The 17,924-nt window shown below is 43.7% G+C and carries 16 protein-coding genes; 10 read left to right on the top strand and 6 right to left on the bottom strand.

Annotation, left to right across the window (positions count from 1 at the left end; genetic code table 11):
* Window position 1: 1 nt before the first annotated feature.
* Together B3R63_RS09790 and B3R63_RS09795 are read left to right on the top strand one after the other, a co-directional pair.
* Window positions 2–862 carry a hypothetical protein gene (locus tag B3R63_RS09790; protein ID WP_286730816.1) on the top strand — a complete coding sequence of 287 codons (861 nt, stop codon included), beginning with the start codon at window positions 2–4 and terminating at the stop codon, window positions 860–862.
* A 157-nt stretch (window positions 863–1,019) separates the two neighbouring features.
* Window positions 1,020–1,991: a helix-turn-helix domain-containing protein gene (locus tag B3R63_RS09795; RefSeq protein WP_286730819.1), complete on the top strand. Its 972-nt coding sequence runs from the start codon at window positions 1,020–1,022 to the stop codon at window positions 1,989–1,991.
* 107 nt (window positions 1,992–2,098) lie between these two features.
* On the opposite strand, the gene serS is transcribed toward B3R63_RS09795, so the two are convergent.
* The 4 genes from serS to rplU form a co-directional block, all read right to left on the bottom strand.
* Entirely contained in the window at window positions 2,099–3,370 is a 1,272-nt protein-coding gene (gene serS / locus B3R63_RS09800) for a serine--tRNA ligase (protein ID WP_248132662.1), read from the bottom strand.
* Window positions 3,371–3,576: 206 nt separating this feature from the next.
* The gene (lolA, locus tag B3R63_RS09805) at window positions 3,577–4,272 is read right to left on the bottom strand and encodes an outer membrane lipoprotein chaperone LolA (RefSeq protein WP_005015860.1); all 696 of its coding nucleotides are present in this window, start codon (window positions 4,270–4,272) and stop codon (window positions 3,577–3,579) included.
* Between the two features lie 208 nt (window positions 4,273–4,480).
* A complete protein-coding gene (gene rpmA / locus B3R63_RS09810; protein WP_005015863.1) occupies window positions 4,481–4,738 on the bottom strand; it encodes a 50S ribosomal protein L27 in 258 nt (85 codons plus the stop codon).
* Between the two features lie 18 nt (window positions 4,739–4,756).
* Entirely contained in the window at window positions 4,757–5,068 is a 312-nt protein-coding gene (gene rplU, locus B3R63_RS09815; protein ID WP_005015865.1) for a 50S ribosomal protein L21, read from the bottom strand.
* Window positions 5,069–5,535: 467 nt separating this feature from the next.
* Between rplU and sdsA the strand changes: the two genes are divergently transcribed.
* From sdsA to B3R63_RS09855, 8 genes are all read left to right on the top strand, one after another.
* Window positions 5,536–6,513: an All-trans-nonaprenyl-diphosphate synthase gene (gene sdsA / locus B3R63_RS09820; protein ID WP_005015869.1), complete on the top strand. Its 978-nt coding sequence runs from the start codon at window positions 5,536–5,538 to the stop codon at window positions 6,511–6,513.
* 16 nt (window positions 6,514–6,529) lie between these two features.
* Window positions 6,530–8,584, top strand: coding sequence for a site-specific recombinase (locus B3R63_RS09825; RefSeq protein ID WP_286730834.1), 2,055 nt, complete (start codon window positions 6,530–6,532; stop codon window positions 8,582–8,584).
* A gap of 149 nt (window positions 8,585–8,733) precedes the next feature.
* Window positions 8,734–9,375, top strand: coding sequence for a phosphatase PAP2 family protein (locus B3R63_RS09830; RefSeq protein ID WP_119878494.1), 642 nt, complete (start codon window positions 8,734–8,736; stop codon window positions 9,373–9,375).
* On the top strand, window positions 9,372–10,613 hold the full coding sequence (locus tag B3R63_RS09835) for an efflux RND transporter periplasmic adaptor subunit (RefSeq protein ID WP_286730841.1): 1,242 nt from the start codon (window positions 9,372–9,374) through the stop codon (window positions 10,611–10,613). Before B3R63_RS09830 ends, B3R63_RS09835 begins: the two co-directional genes overlap by 4 nt.
* A 12-nt stretch (window positions 10,614–10,625) precedes the next feature.
* Window positions 10,626–13,805 carry an efflux RND transporter permease subunit gene (locus tag B3R63_RS09840; RefSeq protein WP_286730844.1) on the top strand — a complete coding sequence of 1,060 codons (3,180 nt, stop codon included), beginning with the start codon at window positions 10,626–10,628 and terminating at the stop codon, window positions 13,803–13,805.
* Window positions 13,805–15,277 (top strand): multidrug efflux RND transporter AdeIJK outer membrane channel subunit AdeK, encoded by a 1,473-nt coding sequence (adeK, locus tag B3R63_RS09845; protein WP_005406922.1) that lies wholly within the window; start codon window positions 13,805–13,807, stop codon window positions 15,275–15,277. Before B3R63_RS09840 ends, adeK begins: the two co-directional genes overlap by 1 nt.
* A gap of 94 nt (window positions 15,278–15,371) precedes the next feature.
* The gene (locus B3R63_RS09850) at window positions 15,372–15,722 is read left to right on the top strand and encodes a YbjQ family protein (RefSeq protein ID WP_005015884.1); all 351 of its coding nucleotides are present in this window, start codon (window positions 15,372–15,374) and stop codon (window positions 15,720–15,722) included.
* A 21-nt stretch (window positions 15,723–15,743) separates the two neighbouring features.
* Complete coding sequence (locus tag B3R63_RS09855) at window positions 15,744–16,181, top strand: YbjQ family protein (protein WP_248136781.1); 438 nt, start codon at window positions 15,744–15,746, stop codon at window positions 16,179–16,181.
* Between the two features lie 70 nt (window positions 16,182–16,251).
* Here B3R63_RS09855 and B3R63_RS09860 read toward each other — a convergent pair whose 3' ends face one another.
* Both B3R63_RS09860 and B3R63_RS09865 read right to left on the bottom strand, forming a co-directional pair.
* On the bottom strand, window positions 16,252–17,055 hold the full coding sequence (locus tag B3R63_RS09860) for an SDR family oxidoreductase (RefSeq protein ID WP_286730849.1): 804 nt from the start codon (window positions 17,053–17,055) through the stop codon (window positions 16,252–16,254).
* Window positions 17,056–17,096: 41 nt separating this feature from the next.
* Entirely contained in the window at window positions 17,097–17,774 is a 678-nt protein-coding gene (locus B3R63_RS09865; protein ID WP_017400958.1) for a hypothetical protein, read from the bottom strand.
* Window positions 17,775–17,924: the final 150 nt, after the last annotated feature.

Raw genomic sequence — 17,924 nt, forward strand, 5'->3', positions numbered from 1 at the left:
TGTGAAATTTTTATTACATGAGTTAAGTGCAGGTGTCTTATGCTGCTTTCTTACGACAACTACATTGGCGGCTAATTGGAGCAATACCTCTTTAGCAGCCAGTTATGGAAGAGACTTTTCTGAACCTTTTAAAAATGATGCACAAGGTAATGCGATTGATATTGAAAAGTACATATTTAGTTTGGTTCACTTAAGTGGCTATACCTATGGGACCAATTTTTTCCAATTAAATATGCACCAATCATCCAATGAGCCGAATACCAATAAAGCATCTGGTCATGGAGCTCAAGAAGCTTATGTTATTTATCGGCACACCTTGGATATTCCAAGTATTACACAACACAAAATCGAAGATTCTGTCTGGTTAAAAAGCTATGGCTTCACTGTTGGTTTTGACTGGAATACCAAAAATGATGACTATGGTTCTAATCGTCAAATGTATGTTGCCGGTCCAAGTATCACCCTAAATGTACCTGGTTATTTAAATCTAAGTTTACTGGGCTATTATGAAAGCAATGATGCCAATGTTTTAACCAGTAAATACACGTATGATCCATATCTTGCCTTACAAGTACTTTGGGATTTTCCAGTAATGCAAAGTAATTGGAATTATCAGGGAATTGGTGTTTGGATGAGTCCTAAAGGCAAAAATGAAACCGGTGGCAAGACGGCAAGTGAAATTTTTGTCGATATGTCACTCATGTATTCTTTATTGAAAGACATATCTGTTCACCAGCCAAAATTGAAAGCTGGAGTTGCCTATCAATACTGGAAAAACAAGTATGGTAATAATGAATCAGGGGAAGCAGGACGGGGAGCGACAGCAAGTAGCCCCATGCTTAGGCTTGCCTATCACTTTTAAATAATAACTTACCTGCACTCTAATGAATTACCAGATCAGTATTTTTATATTATTTTGATTTAAATAAGTTTATTTAAGATGAGATAAAACACAAAAGCAAAGATTATGGATTGATTTTTGCATAGAAAATATCAGCAAGCTAAGGATAGAGGTAATTATGTATAGTCAGCAACATAGGTCTATTTCTAGAATTCAGTCTCACACGCAGAATATTCATGATGCCAGGCACTGCCTTGATTTAATTATTGGTCTACATGATTTAGTTGACTCGAATAAATATGAACCTCTAGATTTTAGTTTTCATGGTTCACAGATCGGTCGTATGATTATTGGTGACTTAACTTACGGTAAAGATATTATTTTTAAAACCCATGACCAAGAGGATATGAACTATTTTTGTATTACGCGCCCTAAAAATGGACGTCCCCTATTTAAAAAAGATGGTGCTATTTTCTATGCATGTCATGATCAGGCTTCAATTGTTTCTCCTGAAGATAAATTTGAATTAATCATCGATAAAAACTGTATTCAAACCTTCATTTCTTTTTCAAAAACTTTTGTTGAAAAAATCTTATCTGATTTAATTTCTCAACCCGTAATACAACCTCTTATTTTTGAGAATGTAATGGATAGTCACAATCCCAAAATTAAAGCCTGGTGGGATTTAATCGACAGCATCAAGAACTTTACGCATAATTTTACCAATGCCTCTTTCTTTCAAGAAATGCGGTCAGATTTTGAATATATTATTGTCAAATCATTATTATTGTCACAGCCAAACAATTACAGTGATTTGATTTATAAAAATACTCTGGACTACCCCAATTTTCTTAATCGGTTATTAGAATTTATTCAAAAAAATATACAGCAAAAAATTGAAATTTCAGATCTGGAATACGCTTCGGGTTTAAGTAAAAAGAAATTAAATACAATTTTTAAAAAATATTTAAAATGCAGCCCGAATGCCTATATTCGACATTACCGACTTAAATGTATTTATAATGAAATTTCCCAATCAAGCTATAAAATTAATATTACTGAGATTGCATACAAATGGGGAGTTACGCATTTAGGTCGCTTTCTATTGAATATAAAGAAGCATTTGGTGAAAAACCTAGCGAGACTTTAAAAAAAACTATGGAACGATAATTAGCACGTCATAACTTGCGTATTAATTTTAATTTATTAGTTCATAAAAAAGCTAAATCAGATGATTTAGCTTTTTGAATTGATCAATTAATCAATAAATTCTTGTCCGCCCATATATGGACGTAATACCTCAGGAATTTCAATCGAGCCATCAGCACGTTGGTAATTTTCCATCACAGCCAATAGCGTACGCCCAACAGCCAAACCTGAACCATTTAATGTATGCACAAATTCGGTTTTTTTCTGGTCTACACGGTAGCGGGCCTTCATACGGCGAGCCTGAAAATCCCCCATATTAGAACAAGAGGAAATCTCGCGATAGGTATTTTGGCTAGGCACCCACACTTCCAGATCATAGGTTTTAGTAGCTCCAAAGCCCATATCTCCACCACATAGCAAAATTTTGCGATATGGTAAACCCAGTGCCTGCAAAATGCCCTCTGCATGGGCAGTAAGTTCTTCAAGTGCCTGCATGGATGTTTCCGGTTTAACGATCTGTACCATTTCCACTTTATCAAACTGATGCTGGCGGATCAGGCCTCGGGTATCACGGCCATAAGAACCGGCTTCACTACGAAAACATGGCGTGTGCGCTGCATATTTCAATGGAAGGCGAGCAGTATCAATAATCTCGTCACGCACAAAATTCGTTACAGGTACTTCTGCAGTCGGGATCAGGTAATATTCTTTTTCCCCCTGCAATTTGAATAAGTCTTCTTCAAATTTTGGTAGCTGGCCTGTGCCACGCAGGGAATCAGCATTTACCAGATAAGGTACATACGCTTCGGTATACCCGTTTTTAAGGGTGTGCGTATCGAGCATAAACTGGGTTAAAGCACGTTGCAGCCGCGCCAGAGGACCTTTAAGTACACTAAAACGTGAGCCGGTTAATTTGGTGGCAGTTTCAAACTCCAGTCCACCCATCCACTCGCCCAGGTCTGTATGATCCTTGATTTCAAAGTCAAACTGACGTGGGGTACCCCATGTTAAAATTTCAACATTGTCACTTTCATCTTTGCCTGCTGGTACAGACTCATCTGGCAGGTTAGGAATATTCATTGATTTGGTTTCAAGCTCGGCTTGCAGTTCAGCCAGTGCCAGTTCAGCAGCTTTGATTTCATCACCAATTGCTGACATACGTGCCATAATCTCTGATGCGTCTTCACCTGCTTTTTTAAGCTGACCAACCTGCTTTGCTCCGGCATTACGTTCTGCCTGCAAATTTTCAGTCTTCTGCTGGATTTCCTTACGGCGAACTTCCAGAGCTGCCCATTCTTTCACATCAAGCTGAACACCGCGTTTTGCCAATGCTAAATTTACAGCCTCAATATTATTTCTGAGTAATTTCGGGTCAATCATAGCCAATCATAAATAAGGTAAAAAACTGGCTATAGTGTAAGCTCTTCAAGGCAAAAAATACAGACAGCACAGGAAGTTGTTCGGATGATTCGCATAATAAGCCCACAATTTCAACTATAGTACCTTCCTTTCTATAGCGGATATATAAGAGAAACTGTAATAAAAAAGCTGCCACAAGGCAGCTTTTTAAATTTAAAAGAATTTATTTACTGGTCAATAATATCGGTGCCTTTTGGCGGAGTGAAATTAAAGGTAGAGGCCGGAATAGAAGCATTAACTTTTACATTGCTAAATTTTACATAGGTGGTCTGGCCAAGTGAATCTTCTAAAATCATCAGGCTTGGAGCTTTGTTGGTACCAAAGCTAATAGTCAGGCTCTGAAAAGCCCCTTCATTATTCTTTGGATAAAGGGTGTAGTAGGTTTTGGCTTTATTTGGTTGCGTTACCCGATAAGACTGCATAATTTGGCTGGTATTACCAGAGAGCAGTAACGCTGGTGTATTTGAGACCTGTTCATCTAAAGACTGACGGACTGCCTGCTGAAGATCGGGGTCATAAATCCAGACTGTTTTACCGGTAGTAACAATTGTCTGTTTAGACGGGCTGCTGGTTTCCCAGAAAAATTTTCCAGGACGCTCAACCTTCATTGTACCTTTAAAGGTCTGGTTCATATGTTGAGCTGTCAGGCCTTTCTGCTTTTTAGGCGCATTGCCACTAACTTTAGTGGTCTGTTCAAAATTGGCGCTCAGACTTTGTATACCTTTGAGCTGCTGAACCAGATTTGCAGTTGCCTGCTGCTCCGATGCCGCCACAGGCGCAGCGATAACAGAGGTACTGATTACTGGCGCCAAGGTGGCTGCACCCACTGTCATAGCACATATGGTTTTACGAAGCATATTCATATAATCACCTTTATATTTGCCTGATCTCATTTATTTGAGTTTCATCTTAACTGACAAACTCTGGCCTAATCATTGAGAATATAAGATATTTTGTTATGTTCTTCATGCAGTTTGTTGAAATTTATCCATCATGATGAAGATTTTTTCTATAACTTTAGATATAAAAAAAGCCCACATTTACAGTGGGCTTTTCTCAAACAGTTTAAACTTATACAGCTTCAACTGTTACGTAGCGACGGCCAAATTGACCTTTCACCTCGAATTTTACTACGCCATCAGCAGTAGCAAATAAAGTATGGTCACGGCCCATACCTACATTTGCACCAGCGTGGAATTCTGTACCACGTTGACGAACGATGATGTTACCAGCAGTCACAGTTTGACCACCATAAATTTTAACACCTAACATTTTTGGGTTTGAATCACGACCGTTACGTGTCGAACCACCGGCTTTTTTGTGAGCCATGTCTCTTACTCCTCGTAATTAGCCTGAAATACCAGTAATTTTCAACTCGGTAAACCATTGACGGTGACCTTGTTGTTTACGGTAATGTTTACGACGACGCATTTTGATGATGCGGATTTTGTCGTGACGACCATGGCCAACTACTTCTGCAGTTACTTTAGCGCCAGCGACTACTGGAGCACCGATTTGAATGCTTTCGCCGTTCACAACCATTAGTACGTCGTCAAACGTAATAGTTGAGCCAGTTTCAGCTTTCAACAATTCAACTTTAAGGGTTTCACCCTCAACTACACGGTGCTGTTTACCACCGCTTTGGATTACTGCGTACATAATGTACTCCAATCATGCCCGTGTCGTCGTGCCGGCAAAGGGATATACCGATCTTAAGACGAGCGCCACTGGGGTTATACAAGGCCAAAGATTTTAAGTGAAAACCGATCAAACAACAAGTAATTTACCCAAAATATTCAGACGACATTTGTATACACACTATTCTTTTTCCCTTACCGGTATTTTCAGTGATTTTTCTTTGCATTTTTAAGGCCACGCTGTATCTTGTCTGGCGCAACAGCATCATGGCAGCAGTTCTTTAGAAGAATATACTCAAAGGCAGCGGACCTTAAACTAAAGGCTCCCGTCTGGTTTAAGCCCTAGAATTTTGGCTACCTTCCTGGCTGCTTTAGGATACAATAGCTTTAATTTTTTAAGTATCAGCTATCTAAAGGCTGGTCACGGTGTTTAGACGTCTCACTGTTTAACTGTGCATCCGATTACTTTCGCAAGAGGTTCTTCTTCATATGGCCATCGATTTCAAGCAAGATATTCTCGCTCCTGTTGCTCAAGATTTTGCAGCGATGGACCAGTTTATTAATGAAGGAATCAGCTCCAAGGTCGCACTGGTCATGTCAGTCAGCAAGCATGTCGTTGAAGCAGGTGGAAAGCGCATGCGTCCGATTATGTGCTTACTGGCCGCTTATGCCTGTGGTGAAACCAATTTAAAGCATGCACAGAAGCTGGCGGCCATTATTGAAATGCTGCATACGGCGACTCTGGTACATGATGATGTGGTAGATGAGTCTGGCTTACGCCGTGGCAGACCAACAGCAAATGCGACATGGAATAACCAGACTGCGGTACTAGTGGGGGATTTTCTGATTGCCCGGGCATTTGATCTGCTGGTTGATCTGGACAATATGATCTTGTTAAAGGACTTCTCTACAGGAACCTGTGAGATTGCTGAGGGTGAAGTATTGCAGTTGCAGGCACAGCATCAGCCAGATACGACAGAAGCTGTTTATTTACAGATTATTCACGGTAAAACCTCACGGTTGTTCGAACTGGCGACCGAAGGCGCTGCAATACTGGCAGGCAAACCTGAATACCGTGAACCTTTACGTCGTTTTGCCGGACACTTTGGCAATGCTTTTCAGATTATTGATGATATTCTGGATTACACTTCAGATGCTGATACGCTCGGCAAAAATATTGGCGATGACTTGATGGAAGGCAAACCCACCCTGCCGCTGATTGCAGCAATGCAAAATACTCAAGGTGAACAGCGCGACCTAATCCGTCGCAGCATTGCCACTGGCGGTACTTCACAGCTTGAACAAGTTATTGCGATTGTACAAAATTCGGGAGCGCTGGATTATTGCCATAAGCGTGCTACTGAAGAAACCGAGCGAGCATTACAGGCACTAGAAATATTACCTGAGAGTACTTACCGGCAGGCGCTGGTTAACTTGACCCGCTTAGCTTTAGACCGAATCCAATAATATTATTAAAAATTTTATGCATTTAAACTTTCAAGATCTTTTTCTCAGAATGCACCAGCAGCTTGAGCAACCTCAAGCTGTATTAGATGAAAATATTCTTATTGAGCTGGTTAACCGTCTACGCCCCGCTGATACCAAAAATACCGAAGAAATTGAAAGAAAATTTCGGGCATTTATTCAGTCGCTTTTAATTACACCGGCCGCTGCCTGTACATTTCAAACTTTTGTTCTACGTATTATTAATCATTACCGGCAAACCGCACTTTATGCTGACAGCGGCATTTTATCGTTAGATGGTTTCTGGAATCAGTTTACCCAGCGTTTAGGTGCACACTTTTTGCCGCTGATCAATGATGAAACCCAGCTGACCGATCTGCTGCACCGTGTCTTTCATCAGCGTACTGACAAATACTGGCTAGAAAATATTGATAGCCAGGACTGGCAACTGTTCTTTAGCTTGATTAGCCGCAGTAATGGCAATATGGCAGAGAAGCAGTCAGTCCGTGATGAAATGATCCGCGCGATTACCGTTTTATCTTACCAGATTAGTGGTATTGGACTCTATCCGGAGTTTATTAATGCCTATCCTGAACTGACCGAATACGAATCCCCCTTTCTGGTCCAGAATCGGGAAGTAGTGGAATTTATTGTCCGCTATAAAAAGCTGCTTCAAAATCTGGACCAGTTTGCCGTGATGGAGCCACCAGATGCATCACAGGCATTTGTGATGTTTGAACAGTGCCGGGATGTCGTGCTCAAGATTCGCCGGTCTACCAAGCGTATTGGGGTAAGTTTAAGCCTCGCCTATCTGCTTTCCCTGCTTGAGCAATGTGTGGACCGGATTGAATTGCTGCTGCATATCGTCACTGTAGAAGATATTTATACTTATGATGCACTCAGCCAGCTGCTGAGTGAGCTGGTCAAGGCACATTATAGTGAAAAAAGTGTACGGGCTTTATTGACCACTACCAGTGAGCTGATTGCCTTACAGGTAACTGAGAATGCCAGCCGGACCGGTGAGCATTATGTAAGTACCGATAAAAAGGGCTTTTTTTCAATGTATAAGGCCGCAGCAGGTGCCGGGGTAATTATTGCCACAATGGCAACCCTTAAAATCCTGATGGCGCGTCTGGCCATGGCTCCGCTCATGCAGGCCTTTATGTTCAGCATGAATTACTCTTTAGGCTTCGTACTGATTCATGTCTTGCATTTTACAGTAGCGACCAAACAGCCAGCTATGACCGCAGCAGCGCTCGCTGCCACGGTACAGCATAAGAAAGGCTCTCGCACCGCACAAATTGCAGAACTGGCAGCCCTGATTATTAATATTATCCGGACTCAGTTTATTGCAATCTTGGGTAATATCTCGATAGCCATACCAACCGCAGCACTGATTACCCTGCTATGGGAAGCCGGGATGCAAGAACCTCTAATGACCCATATGAAAGCTACCAAGCTTTTGCATGACTTGAATCCCTTTACTTCCCTTGCTCTGCCCCATGCAGCAATTGCCGGTGTTTGCCTGTTCCTTTCGGGACTAATTGCCGGCTATTTCGACAATATGGCAGTTTACCGTAAAGTAGGACCACGCCTGAAAGCGCATCCCCAATTAAAAAACCTGATGGGACAAGACCGCCTAGACCGTTTTTCTGCCTATATTGAACGTAATCTGGGAGCACTTGCCGGTAACTTTCTATTTGGGATTATGCTGGGCAGTATGGGAACACTGGGTTTTATTTTAGGATTACCCCTAGATATCCGGCATATTGCCTTTGCATCGGCCAATTTTATTCAGGGTCTGATGAATATTAATGGCGGGCCAGATCTTGGCCTCATCATTGTTTCTTTTCTGGGCGTCCTGCTTATTGGCTTAACTAACTTGTTTGTCAGTTTTAGTCTCACCATTATTGTAGCTCTACGCGCACGACGGGTTCGTTTTGAGCAATGGAAACCTTTGGCAAAGTTAGTTTTGACACATTTTATGACCCGTCCTAGTGATTTTTTCTGGCCCCCTAAAATTGAAGAAGCAGCAAATTCTGTAGATAACTCGCTGTCTAAAACAGAAAAATAACTTAATTTTGTTGCGTTTATGTGATATTGCTTCTAACTGCTCAGTTAAAAATAAGATAATTCTAGAGACTTGAAAAAAAGTGTACCAGTCAGTACACTTTGCTTCAATTTATGGCTCCTAACTGATCAGTTAGAATACAAGGTTGCTGCATGCCCTACCTGTTCTTGCTTATTGCTTGCCTTATGCTTGTCCTTAGCGGACTGGTATCTTACATCCCTGCGCTTCAGGGATGGGACGTGGCACAAGTAAAGTGGTTCAGCCAGCACCGAACAGAATCCCTTAATATTCTTGCAATGTTCTTATCTAAAATAGGTAGTTCAGTTGTCATAGGATTTGTTGTACTGCTTTGGTGCTCAAGACTGGCATGGTATAAAAAATATAAAACCGTTATTTTTATTAGTTTCGGAATGATCGGCAGCGGCACGCTGGTCTGGTTATTGAAATGGTGGATTGCAAGGCCCCGACCCTTAGAAATATATCACCTGGTTCAGAGCTACGGCGCCTCATTTCCAAGTGCCCATAGTGCATATGCTGCAAGCTTTGCTTGTCTGTTGCTCTTCTTACTTCGCAAGCATCGTTATTATGTTTGGATTTTCCTTGCTGCGAATAGCTGGTGGATCATTATGGGAATTTCACGGGTTTATCTCGGGGTTCATTACCCAACCGATGTTTTAACGGGTTGGAGTATTGGTTTTATTTGGATCTCTCTGCTTTGGCTATGGTTTCGTCATAATCAGTCAGGCAAAAATAATTTATTTTTAGATAAAAATCTAAATGAGGTGGAACAATGACATCGGCAAAGCTTTGGGCACCGGCCCTTACCGCTTGTGCTTTAGCAACAAGTATCGCACTTGTGGGTTGTAGCAAAGATCCAAAGGATGCACAAACAGGCGCGGCTGCTCAACAAATGCCACCACCTGAAGTAGGTGTCCTGGTTGCTCAGCCACGAAGTGTAGAACAGTCTGTTGAACTCTCTGGACGTACCTCACCCTATCAGATTTCTGAAGTAAGGCCACAGGCAAGCGGTGTAATCCAGAAACGTCTGTTTACCGAAGGGAGCTATGTCCGTCAGGGACAGGCTTTATATGAAATTGACTCGCGTACCAACCGCGAAAATGTAGCAAGTGCTCGTGCTACATTGAACCGCCAGCAGGCAAACCTGAATGTTCTGCGTGTAAAAGAAGGCCGTTATCGTCAGCTGGTAGGTACCAATGCGATTTCAAGACAGGAATATGATGATATTGTAGCTCAGGTAAAACTGGCACAAGCTGATGTTAACGCTTCTCAGGCAGAACTGCGTAATGCAGAGATTAATCTGGGCTACTCTACTGTACGGGCTCCAATTTCAGGTCAGTCTAGCCGCTCTTCAGTTACAGCAGGCGCACTGGTGACGGCCAGCCAGACTGAACCTTTAGTTACCATTCAGCAGCTTGATCCGATTTATGTCGATATTAACCAGTCAAGTGCTGAACTGCTGCGTCTGCGTCAACAGTTGAACCAGGGTAACCTGAGCAGCAGTAACAACACTAAAGTTAAACTGCGCCTTGAAGACGGAAGCGAGTATCCGACTGAAGGGAATCTTGCATTTTCTGGCGCCAGTGTTGATCCGGAAACCGGTACAGTGACTCTACGTGCAGTATTCTCCAACCCGAATCACTTGCTGTTACCGGGTATGTATGCAACTGCAAAAATCGTACAGGCAGTGATTCCAAATGCAATGCTGATTCCACAGGCTGCAATTACCCGTCTTCCGACAGGACAGGCGGTTGCCATGATCGTAAATGCTAAAGGCCTTGCAGAAAGCCGTCCGGTACAAACTGCCGGTGTGCAAGGTAAAGACTGGATTGTGACTAGCGGTATTCAAGCAGGTGAACGTGTCATTGTAGAAGGCATTGCCAAAGTTAAAGAAGGCCAAAAAGTGAACCCTAAACCTCTACAGCCTCAAGCAGCGGCCCAGGGAAGCAATAACGCAAAACCAGCTCAACAGGCCAAACCACAAGCTGAACAAAATGCTACTTCAAATACATAAGGGGTAGACTGAATGGCTCAATTTTTTATTCATCGCCCCATATTTGCATGGGTGATTGCACTGGTGATCATGCTGGCGGGGGTACTTACTCTCACCAAAATGCCAATTGCACAGTATCCGACGATTGCTCCACCGACCGTGACGATTGCGGCAACTTACCCGGGCGCTTCTGCTGAAACTGTTGAAAATACAGTGACCCAGATTATTGAACAGCAGATGAACGGTCTGGACGGGTTACGCTACATTTCTTCAAATAGTGCCGGGAATGGTCAAGCATCTATCCAGCTGAATTTTGAACAAGGTATTGATCCGGACATTGCACAGGTTCAGGTTCAAAACAAACTGCAGTCTGCAACGGCTCTGCTTCCTGAAGATGTACAGCGCCAAGGCGTGCGGGTAACCAAATCTGGTGCCAGCTTCTTGCAGGTCATTGCATTTTATTCACCTGATGATTCTCTGTCAGATGCTGATATTAAAGACTACGTTAACTCAAATATTTCTGAACCTTTATCACGTGTTGCAGGTGTGGGTGAGGTACAGGTATTTGGTGGCTCTTATGCCATGCGTATCTGGCTCGATCCTGCCAAACTAAGCAGTTTTCAGCTGACTCCAAGTGATGTAGCTAACGCCATCCGTAGCCAGAATGCTCAGGTGGCAGTGGGTCAGTTAGGCGGTGCGCCACTGACTAAAGATCAGGTGCTAAATGCTACAGTTACTGCACAAAGCCTGTTGCAGACTCCTGAAGAATTTAGCAATGTTTTTTTGAAAAATACTGCAAGTGGTGCACAAGTCCGTATTGGTGATGTCGCCAAGGTGGAACTGGGCAGCGCAGATTACGGTTTTATTTCAAAATATAATAATAAACCAGCGGCCGGTGTAGCCATCAAACTTGCGACAGGCGCCAACGCACTCGACACTGCTGAAGCAGTCGAGGCACGCTTAAAAGAGTTACGTACCAGCTATCCTCAAGGGATGGTAGACGTGCTGGCATTTGATACTACTCCGTTTATCAAACTTTCAATTGAAAGTGTGGTTCATACACTGGTTGAAGCAGTCATTCTGGTCTTTATCGTGATGTTCCTGTTCTTGCAGAACTGGCGCGCCACCATTATTCCAACACTTGCTGTTCCGGTTGTTGTTCTAGGTACTTTTGCTGTAATTAATGTTTTTGGTTTCTCGATTAATACCCTCACCATGTTCGCCATGGTACTGGCAATCGGTCTGCTTGTAGATGATGCGATTGTTGTGGTGGAAAACGTCGAACGTGTCATGGCAGAGGAGCATCTTGATCCGGTTACTGCCACAGAACTGTCAATGAAACAGATTTCTGGTGCCCTGATTGGTATTACATCAGTGCTAACCGCAGTATTCGTACCCATGGCGTTCTTTGGGGGCACTACCGGGGTCATCTATCGGCAGTTCTCGATTACTCTGGTTACTGCGATGATTCTGTCGTTAATTGTAGCGCTTACCTTTACGCCGGCGCTCTGTGCGACACTGCTCAAACAGCATGATCCAAATAAAGCACCAAGCAATAATATTTTTGCCCGCTTCTTCCGCTGGTTTAACCATAAGTTTGACCGGATGTCTCACCGTTATCAGAATGGTGTAAGCAAACTCCTGCATCACCGTATTATTTCTGGTGTGTTTTATGTTGTGGTGGTTGGCATACTGGTGCTGCTGTTCCAGAAACTGCCTTCTTCATTCCTTCCAGATGAAGACCAAGGTGTAGTCATGACGCTGGTACAGCTTCCACCTAATGCATCATTAAGCCGTACTGAACAGGTGGTTGACACCATGACCGGCTTCTTCCTTGAGAATGAAAAGGAATATGTCCAGTCTGTATTTAGTGTCGCGGGCTTCTCGTTCACCGGTGTAGGACAAAATGCGGGTCTGGCATTTATCAGATTAAAAGACTGGAGTGAGCGTACTACCCCTGAAGCACAGATTGGTGCAATTATCCAGCGTGGTATGGCACTGAACGTTATTGCTAAAGATGCCAGCTATGTTATGCCTTTACAATTACCTGCCATGCCTGAACTGGGTGTGACTGCGGGCTTTAGCTTCATGCTGAAAGATGCAGGTGGTAATGGCCATGAAAAATTGATGGCCGCTCGTAATGCAATTTTGGGTATGGCTGCCCAAGACCCACGCCTGATGGGTGTGCGTCCAAATGGTCAGGAAGATACGCCACAATATAAAATTTCGATTGACCAGGCTCAGGCCGGTGCAATGGGAGTAAGTATTGCTGATATCAACAGTACTATGAGTATTGCGTGGGGCGGGTCTTATATTAATGACTTCGTAGATCGTGGCCGTGTAAAACGTGTCTATGTACAGGGTCAGGCAGACACCCGGATGATGCCTGAAGATCTGGACAAGTGGTATGTGCGTAATAACCAGGGCCAGATGGTCCCATTCTCAGCCTTCGCAACTGGTGAATGGACTTATGGTTCACCTCGTCTTGAACGTTATAACGGTATCTCATCGGTTAATATTCAGGGTACACCTGCCCCGGGTGTGAGTTCTGGTGATGCCATGCTGGCAATGCAGGAAATCATGGCTAAGCTGCCAAGTATGGGTATGCAGGGATATGATTATGAATGGAGCGGTTTATCACTTGAAGAAAATGAAGCCGGCTCGCAAACTGCTGCATTGCTTGCCCTTTCGATCCTGATCGTATTCCTGTGTCTTGCTGCACTTTACGAGAGCTGGTCTATTCCATTCTCGGTACTCATGGTTATTCCATTGGGTATTGTGGGTGCCGTAGTACTGACGTTCTTAGGTATGATGATTTCGAAAGATCCTAACCTCTCGAATAACATCTACTTTAAAGTTGCAATTATTGCGGTAATTGGTCTGGCTGCGAAAAACGCTATTCTGATTGTCGAATTTGCAAAAGACCTGCAAGAAGAAGGTGAAGAACTGTTAGAAGCTACGCTGCATGCCGCAAGAATGCGTTTGCGTCCAATTATCATGACCACATTAGCATTTGGTTTTGGTGTACTGCCGCTTGCCCTGTCTTCAGGTGCCGGTGCAGGCAGCCAGCACTCGGTGGGTTACGGTGTATTGGGTGGCGTCATCAGCTCAACATTACTGGGTATCTTCTTTATTCCAGTATTCTATGTATGGATCCGTAGCATTTTTAAACAGAAACCAAAAAACAGAAATAATCAGGAGCAAATATCGTGATGCAAAATTTCTGGACTTTAACAGGTCGCGGTTTTGCTTTGTCTGTTCTAGCGCTTGCCCTGACTGCATGTCAGAGCATGCGCGGTCCAGAGCCAGTCGCTAATGCCAATATTCCCAACAATTATATTGAAGCAGATAGTGGAACCTCGATTGCGGCACAGGGCTATAAAGACTTTTTTTCAGATGAACGCCTGAAATCGGTGATTGATCTGGCCCTGACCAATAACCGTGACCTGCGTACGGCGACCCTGAACATTCAGCGAGCCCAGCAGCAGTTCCAGATCTCTGAAAATAACCAGCTCCCTACCATTGGTGCCAGTGGTAGTGTACTACGCCAGGACAACCTGAACAGTCAGGGTCGTGGTCCGACTACTTCATACAATGTAGGGCTGGGTGTAACAGCTTATGAGCTGGATTTTTGGGGTCGTGTCCGTAGCTTGCGAGATGCAGCACTAGACACCTTCCTGGCTACGCAGACTGCTCGTGACTCTACCCAAATCAGCCTGATCAGTCAGGTGTCACAAGCCTGGCTCAACTATTCATTTGCCAGTGCCAATCTGGACCTGGCTGAACGTACACTGGCTGCCCAGCTTGAATCCTACAATCTGAACCGGAAACGTTTTGATGTCGGGATTGATTCTGAATTACCCGTACGTCAGGCACAGATTTCTGTTGAGACTGCTCGTAATGACGTAGCGAATTATCGCACCCAGATTGCACAAGCCCGTAACCTGCTCAATTTACTGGTGGGTGAACAGGTTCCTGACAACCTATTGCCACCAAAGCGTATTAGCCGTGTAACGAACCAGAATGTCCTATCAACCGGTCTGCCAAGTGATCTGCTGGTTAACCGTCCGGACATCCGTACTGCTGAATATCAGCTGAGTGCCGCTGGAGCCAATATTGGGGCTGCACGCGCACGCCTGTTCCCGACGATCAGCCTGACTGGTTCGGCTGGCTATGCCTCAACTGACCTGAGTGACCTGTTCAAATCAGGTGCATTTGTCTGGTCGCTTGGCCCAAGTCTGGATATTCCAATCTTCGACTGGGGTACGCGTCGTGCCAATATTGCTATTTCTGAAACAGATCAGCAGATTGCCCTGTCAGATTATGAGCGTTCAATTCAGGCTGCATTCCGTGAAGTTAATGATGCACTGGCTGTTCGTAAAAATATTGGTGACCGTGTCGCTGCACAGCGTCGTCTGGTAGAAGCCACCAATACTTCCTATCGTCTGGCAAATGCACGCTTCCGTGCCGGTATTGACAGCTATCTGACTGTACTTGATGCACAGCGTGCTTCATATGCAGCCGAGCAAGGCTTGTTGCTCCTTGAACAGGCCAATCTGAATAATCAGGTAGAACTGTATAAATCTCTAGGTGGTGGGGTTAAAACCACCAGTTCCGATTTGATTGCTCGCCCGGCTTCAACTGCTGAACAAAAAGCAAACCGTGAAGCGAAAGCTGTACAGTAAGCATAATTTATAAGAGAGCCCACTTCGGTGGGCTTTTTTATTGCTTTTCAAGTCCAAATTTTCTATCTTCAACTATGAACAAAAGGAAAATAAGATGTTATTAAGCAATCTAGAATCTGTTCCGGGTCACCACATTACCAGGCAAATTGATGTGGTCTATGGCAGCACGGTCCGTTCTAAGCATGTCGGACGTGACTTTATGGCTGGTCTGAAAAATATTGTAGGCGGAGAACTTAAAGGTTATACCGAATTATTAGAAGAATCCCGTCAGGAAGCCATGAACCGCATGATTGAAAAAGCCCAAAATCTGGGTGCCAACGCAATTGTCGGGATTCGTTTTTCTACCTCAAATATAGCACAAGGTGCTTCTGAACTGTTCGTATATGGGACTGCAGTCACCGTAACTCCAGTTGCACCTTCAATTCCAGATCCATTCTCTTCATAAAATCACACAGGATGCCGGGTTATGGACGCTTTGATTTTTAAGATCGGAATTTTTATAGTGCTGTTCGTGATTGGCTGGGCATTTGGACGCCATGTCGAATACAAACATCTGCGTGAACTTGAAAAAAAAGAAAATATGCTGGCACATATTACTGTTGATAATCATCGCTTTCATACCACTTTGAATACCGGACAGCTCGTCTCGAGCAATGTAGTCATCTCACATGACTATTTTAAATATGTGATTGCCAATGTTCAGAATTTTTTTGGTGGCCGGCTCACTGCTTATGAAAGTATTGTAGAAAGAGCTCGGCGTGAGGCAATTATACGTTTAAAGCAAGAAGCTCAGCGTACAGGAGCAACCCATATCATGGGTTTACGCCTGAGTACCACTGAACTCGGAATGCAGGGTGGCATGGTTGAAGTATTTGCCTACGGCACAGCAATTAAAACCACATAAGTCATTTTTAGCAGGGGGACTGAACAGGATTTGCAGTTCTCCCCCCAGCTCTCCAAAAAAGAAGCACAGGTCACTTTACTTTCATTTTACGGATCATTTTATATAGCAGTTTGGGTGATAGGCGAGATACCAGTACGCCCAGCTTTTCCTTGTGGCCTCCTACGACAATATATTCTTCCCCAGCCAATAAGGCCTCAACCGTAATTTTGGCAAACTGTTGTGGTTCCAGACCATTTTCTATTGCTTCATCCTGATGACCTTGTGGCTTGCCTTCTCCATTTAAGGCATTAAATGACACATTGGTTTTCACAAAACCGGGGAAAATTACAGAAACGCCTATACCCTCCTGAGCAACTTCAGCACGCAGACTATTGGCCCACATATGGATTGCTCCCTTGGCCGCCGAATAGGACGCGCGATACTGAGTACCCAGTAGTCCTGCTACACTTGAGACAAAGGCAATCTGTCCAGACTTCTGCTGGATAAAAGTGGGCAAGACTGTTTTGGTCAGAAATACCTGTGAGAAATAATCGACTTCCATGATGGCACGTTCGGTCTGCATGGTGGTATCCTGAATCAAGGCGCGCTGGCTGAGGCCTGCATTATTGATGAGCCAGTCAATGCGGCCTTTAGTAGCCAATACCTGATCATAAGCATGACGTACCTGACTTTCATCTGTTATATCCATAGGAACAACCAGATGATCTTGCGCATTTGGCAAAGCCAGACGAACTTTTTCCAGCTCATCATAACGGCGCGCGCTCAGGACCAGCTTTGCTCCTAATGCTGCACATTCTTGTGCCAGCGCCTTACCCAGGCCTGAAGATGCGCCAGTGATCCAGACGATTTTATTGTTTAATTGCGGACTTGCCATTTTTCTCTGCCTTTTATTCCTGGTCAGTTAACAACTTTTTATCAGGCTTTTTGCATAAAGCCCATAAAATGTTCAATGTATGCATTGGCCTGTTCCTTTTGGAGCTGGGTCCCAATTTTTTCTAGGCGTTTATAGCCTAAATGGGTAGTCACATGAATTACGCCACTTAAGGTCTTGTCAATAAATACATTAAATTTAAGCTGCTTCTTCGGTTCACGGATCAGGCAGGTCACGCCAAGATCAATAATATGAATAAGCAAGGCAAAAGCTCGTGGCACTGCACTCAGCTGGCCTGCCCGAATCTGTTCAACAGTCTCCAGTACATCCTGCATGAGCTGCATATGCACGTCATAGCGGATCCAGATTTGCCGGTCATGTTCACAGATCAGTCCTGCAAAATAGTTGACCAGTGGCAACAGGCGCTCATTACTAAAAAATGAAATCGCCCAAGGCAGGTATTTACGTAAAGTTTCCAGTATCTGCCTGACCACCTGCCGGTTTTCTTTAATTTCTTTTGTATCCTCAGTGTTTATGCTATTGGCCTGCTTTAAAATTAGTTCGCTAAAGGCCTGCTCAATAATTTCACAGGCAATTTCGCTGAGTACCCCACCCAGCATTTCAGCCTGACTTGCTTTTACCCCGGCATTTAACTGCATGCGAATAACTTCAAAACGGCTGTAAGAGGATTCACTCAATTTGAGAAATACAGCATAGCTCATGAAGGTTGTTTCCTTATTTTTCACTACTTATATTTTTTATCTGAATGCTTAAAGGCCTCGATACGGACTTAAAGCAGCTTAAATCTACCGTGTTTCAGCATAAATACAAAATTATTTGTCGGGTTTTACTGCATTAAAAACAGATATTTT

The sequence above is a fragment of the Acinetobacter sp. UBA1297 genome, from assembly GCF_002307755.1.
Lineage (GTDB): Bacteria > Pseudomonadota > Gammaproteobacteria > Pseudomonadales > Moraxellaceae > Acinetobacter > Acinetobacter radioresistens.

What these genes read in the sequence shown, in the direction of transcription:
- B3R63_RS09795 (WP_286730819.1), top strand. Translation starts at nt 1,020, where the DNA reads ATGTATAGTCAGCAACATAGGTCTATTTCTAGAATTCAGTCTCACACG.
- serS (WP_248132662.1), bottom strand. Translation starts at nt 3,370, where the DNA reads ATGATTGACCCGAAATTACTCAGAAATAATATTGAGGCTGTAAATTTA.
- lolA (WP_005015860.1), bottom strand. Translation starts at nt 4,272, where the DNA reads ATGAATATGCTTCGTAAAACCATATGTGCTATGACAGTGGGTGCAGCC.
- rpmA (WP_005015863.1), bottom strand. Translation starts at nt 4,738, where the DNA reads ATGGCTCACAAAAAAGCCGGTGGTTCGACACGTAACGGTCGTGATTCA.
- rplU (WP_005015865.1), bottom strand. Translation starts at nt 5,068, where the DNA reads ATGTACGCAGTAATCCAAAGCGGTGGTAAACAGCACCGTGTAGTTGAG.
- sdsA (WP_005015869.1), top strand. Translation starts at nt 5,536, where the DNA reads ATGGCCATCGATTTCAAGCAAGATATTCTCGCTCCTGTTGCTCAAGAT.
- B3R63_RS09825 (WP_286730834.1), top strand. Translation starts at nt 6,530, where the DNA reads ATGCATTTAAACTTTCAAGATCTTTTTCTCAGAATGCACCAGCAGCTT.
- B3R63_RS09830 (WP_119878494.1), top strand. Translation starts at nt 8,734, where the DNA reads ATGCCCTACCTGTTCTTGCTTATTGCTTGCCTTATGCTTGTCCTTAGC.
- B3R63_RS09835 (WP_286730841.1), top strand. Translation starts at nt 9,372, where the DNA reads ATGACATCGGCAAAGCTTTGGGCACCGGCCCTTACCGCTTGTGCTTTA.
- B3R63_RS09840 (WP_286730844.1), top strand. Translation starts at nt 10,626, where the DNA reads ATGGCTCAATTTTTTATTCATCGCCCCATATTTGCATGGGTGATTGCA.
- adeK (WP_005406922.1), top strand. Translation starts at nt 13,805, where the DNA reads ATGCAAAATTTCTGGACTTTAACAGGTCGCGGTTTTGCTTTGTCTGTT.
- B3R63_RS09850 (WP_005015884.1), top strand. Translation starts at nt 15,372, where the DNA reads ATGTTATTAAGCAATCTAGAATCTGTTCCGGGTCACCACATTACCAGG.
- B3R63_RS09855 (WP_248136781.1), top strand. Translation starts at nt 15,744, where the DNA reads ATGGACGCTTTGATTTTTAAGATCGGAATTTTTATAGTGCTGTTCGTG.
- B3R63_RS09860 (WP_286730849.1), bottom strand. Translation starts at nt 17,055, where the DNA reads ATGGCAAGTCCGCAATTAAACAATAAAATCGTCTGGATCACTGGCGCA.
- B3R63_RS09865 (WP_017400958.1), bottom strand. Translation starts at nt 17,774, where the DNA reads ATGAGCTATGCTGTATTTCTCAAATTGAGTGAATCCTCTTACAGCCGT.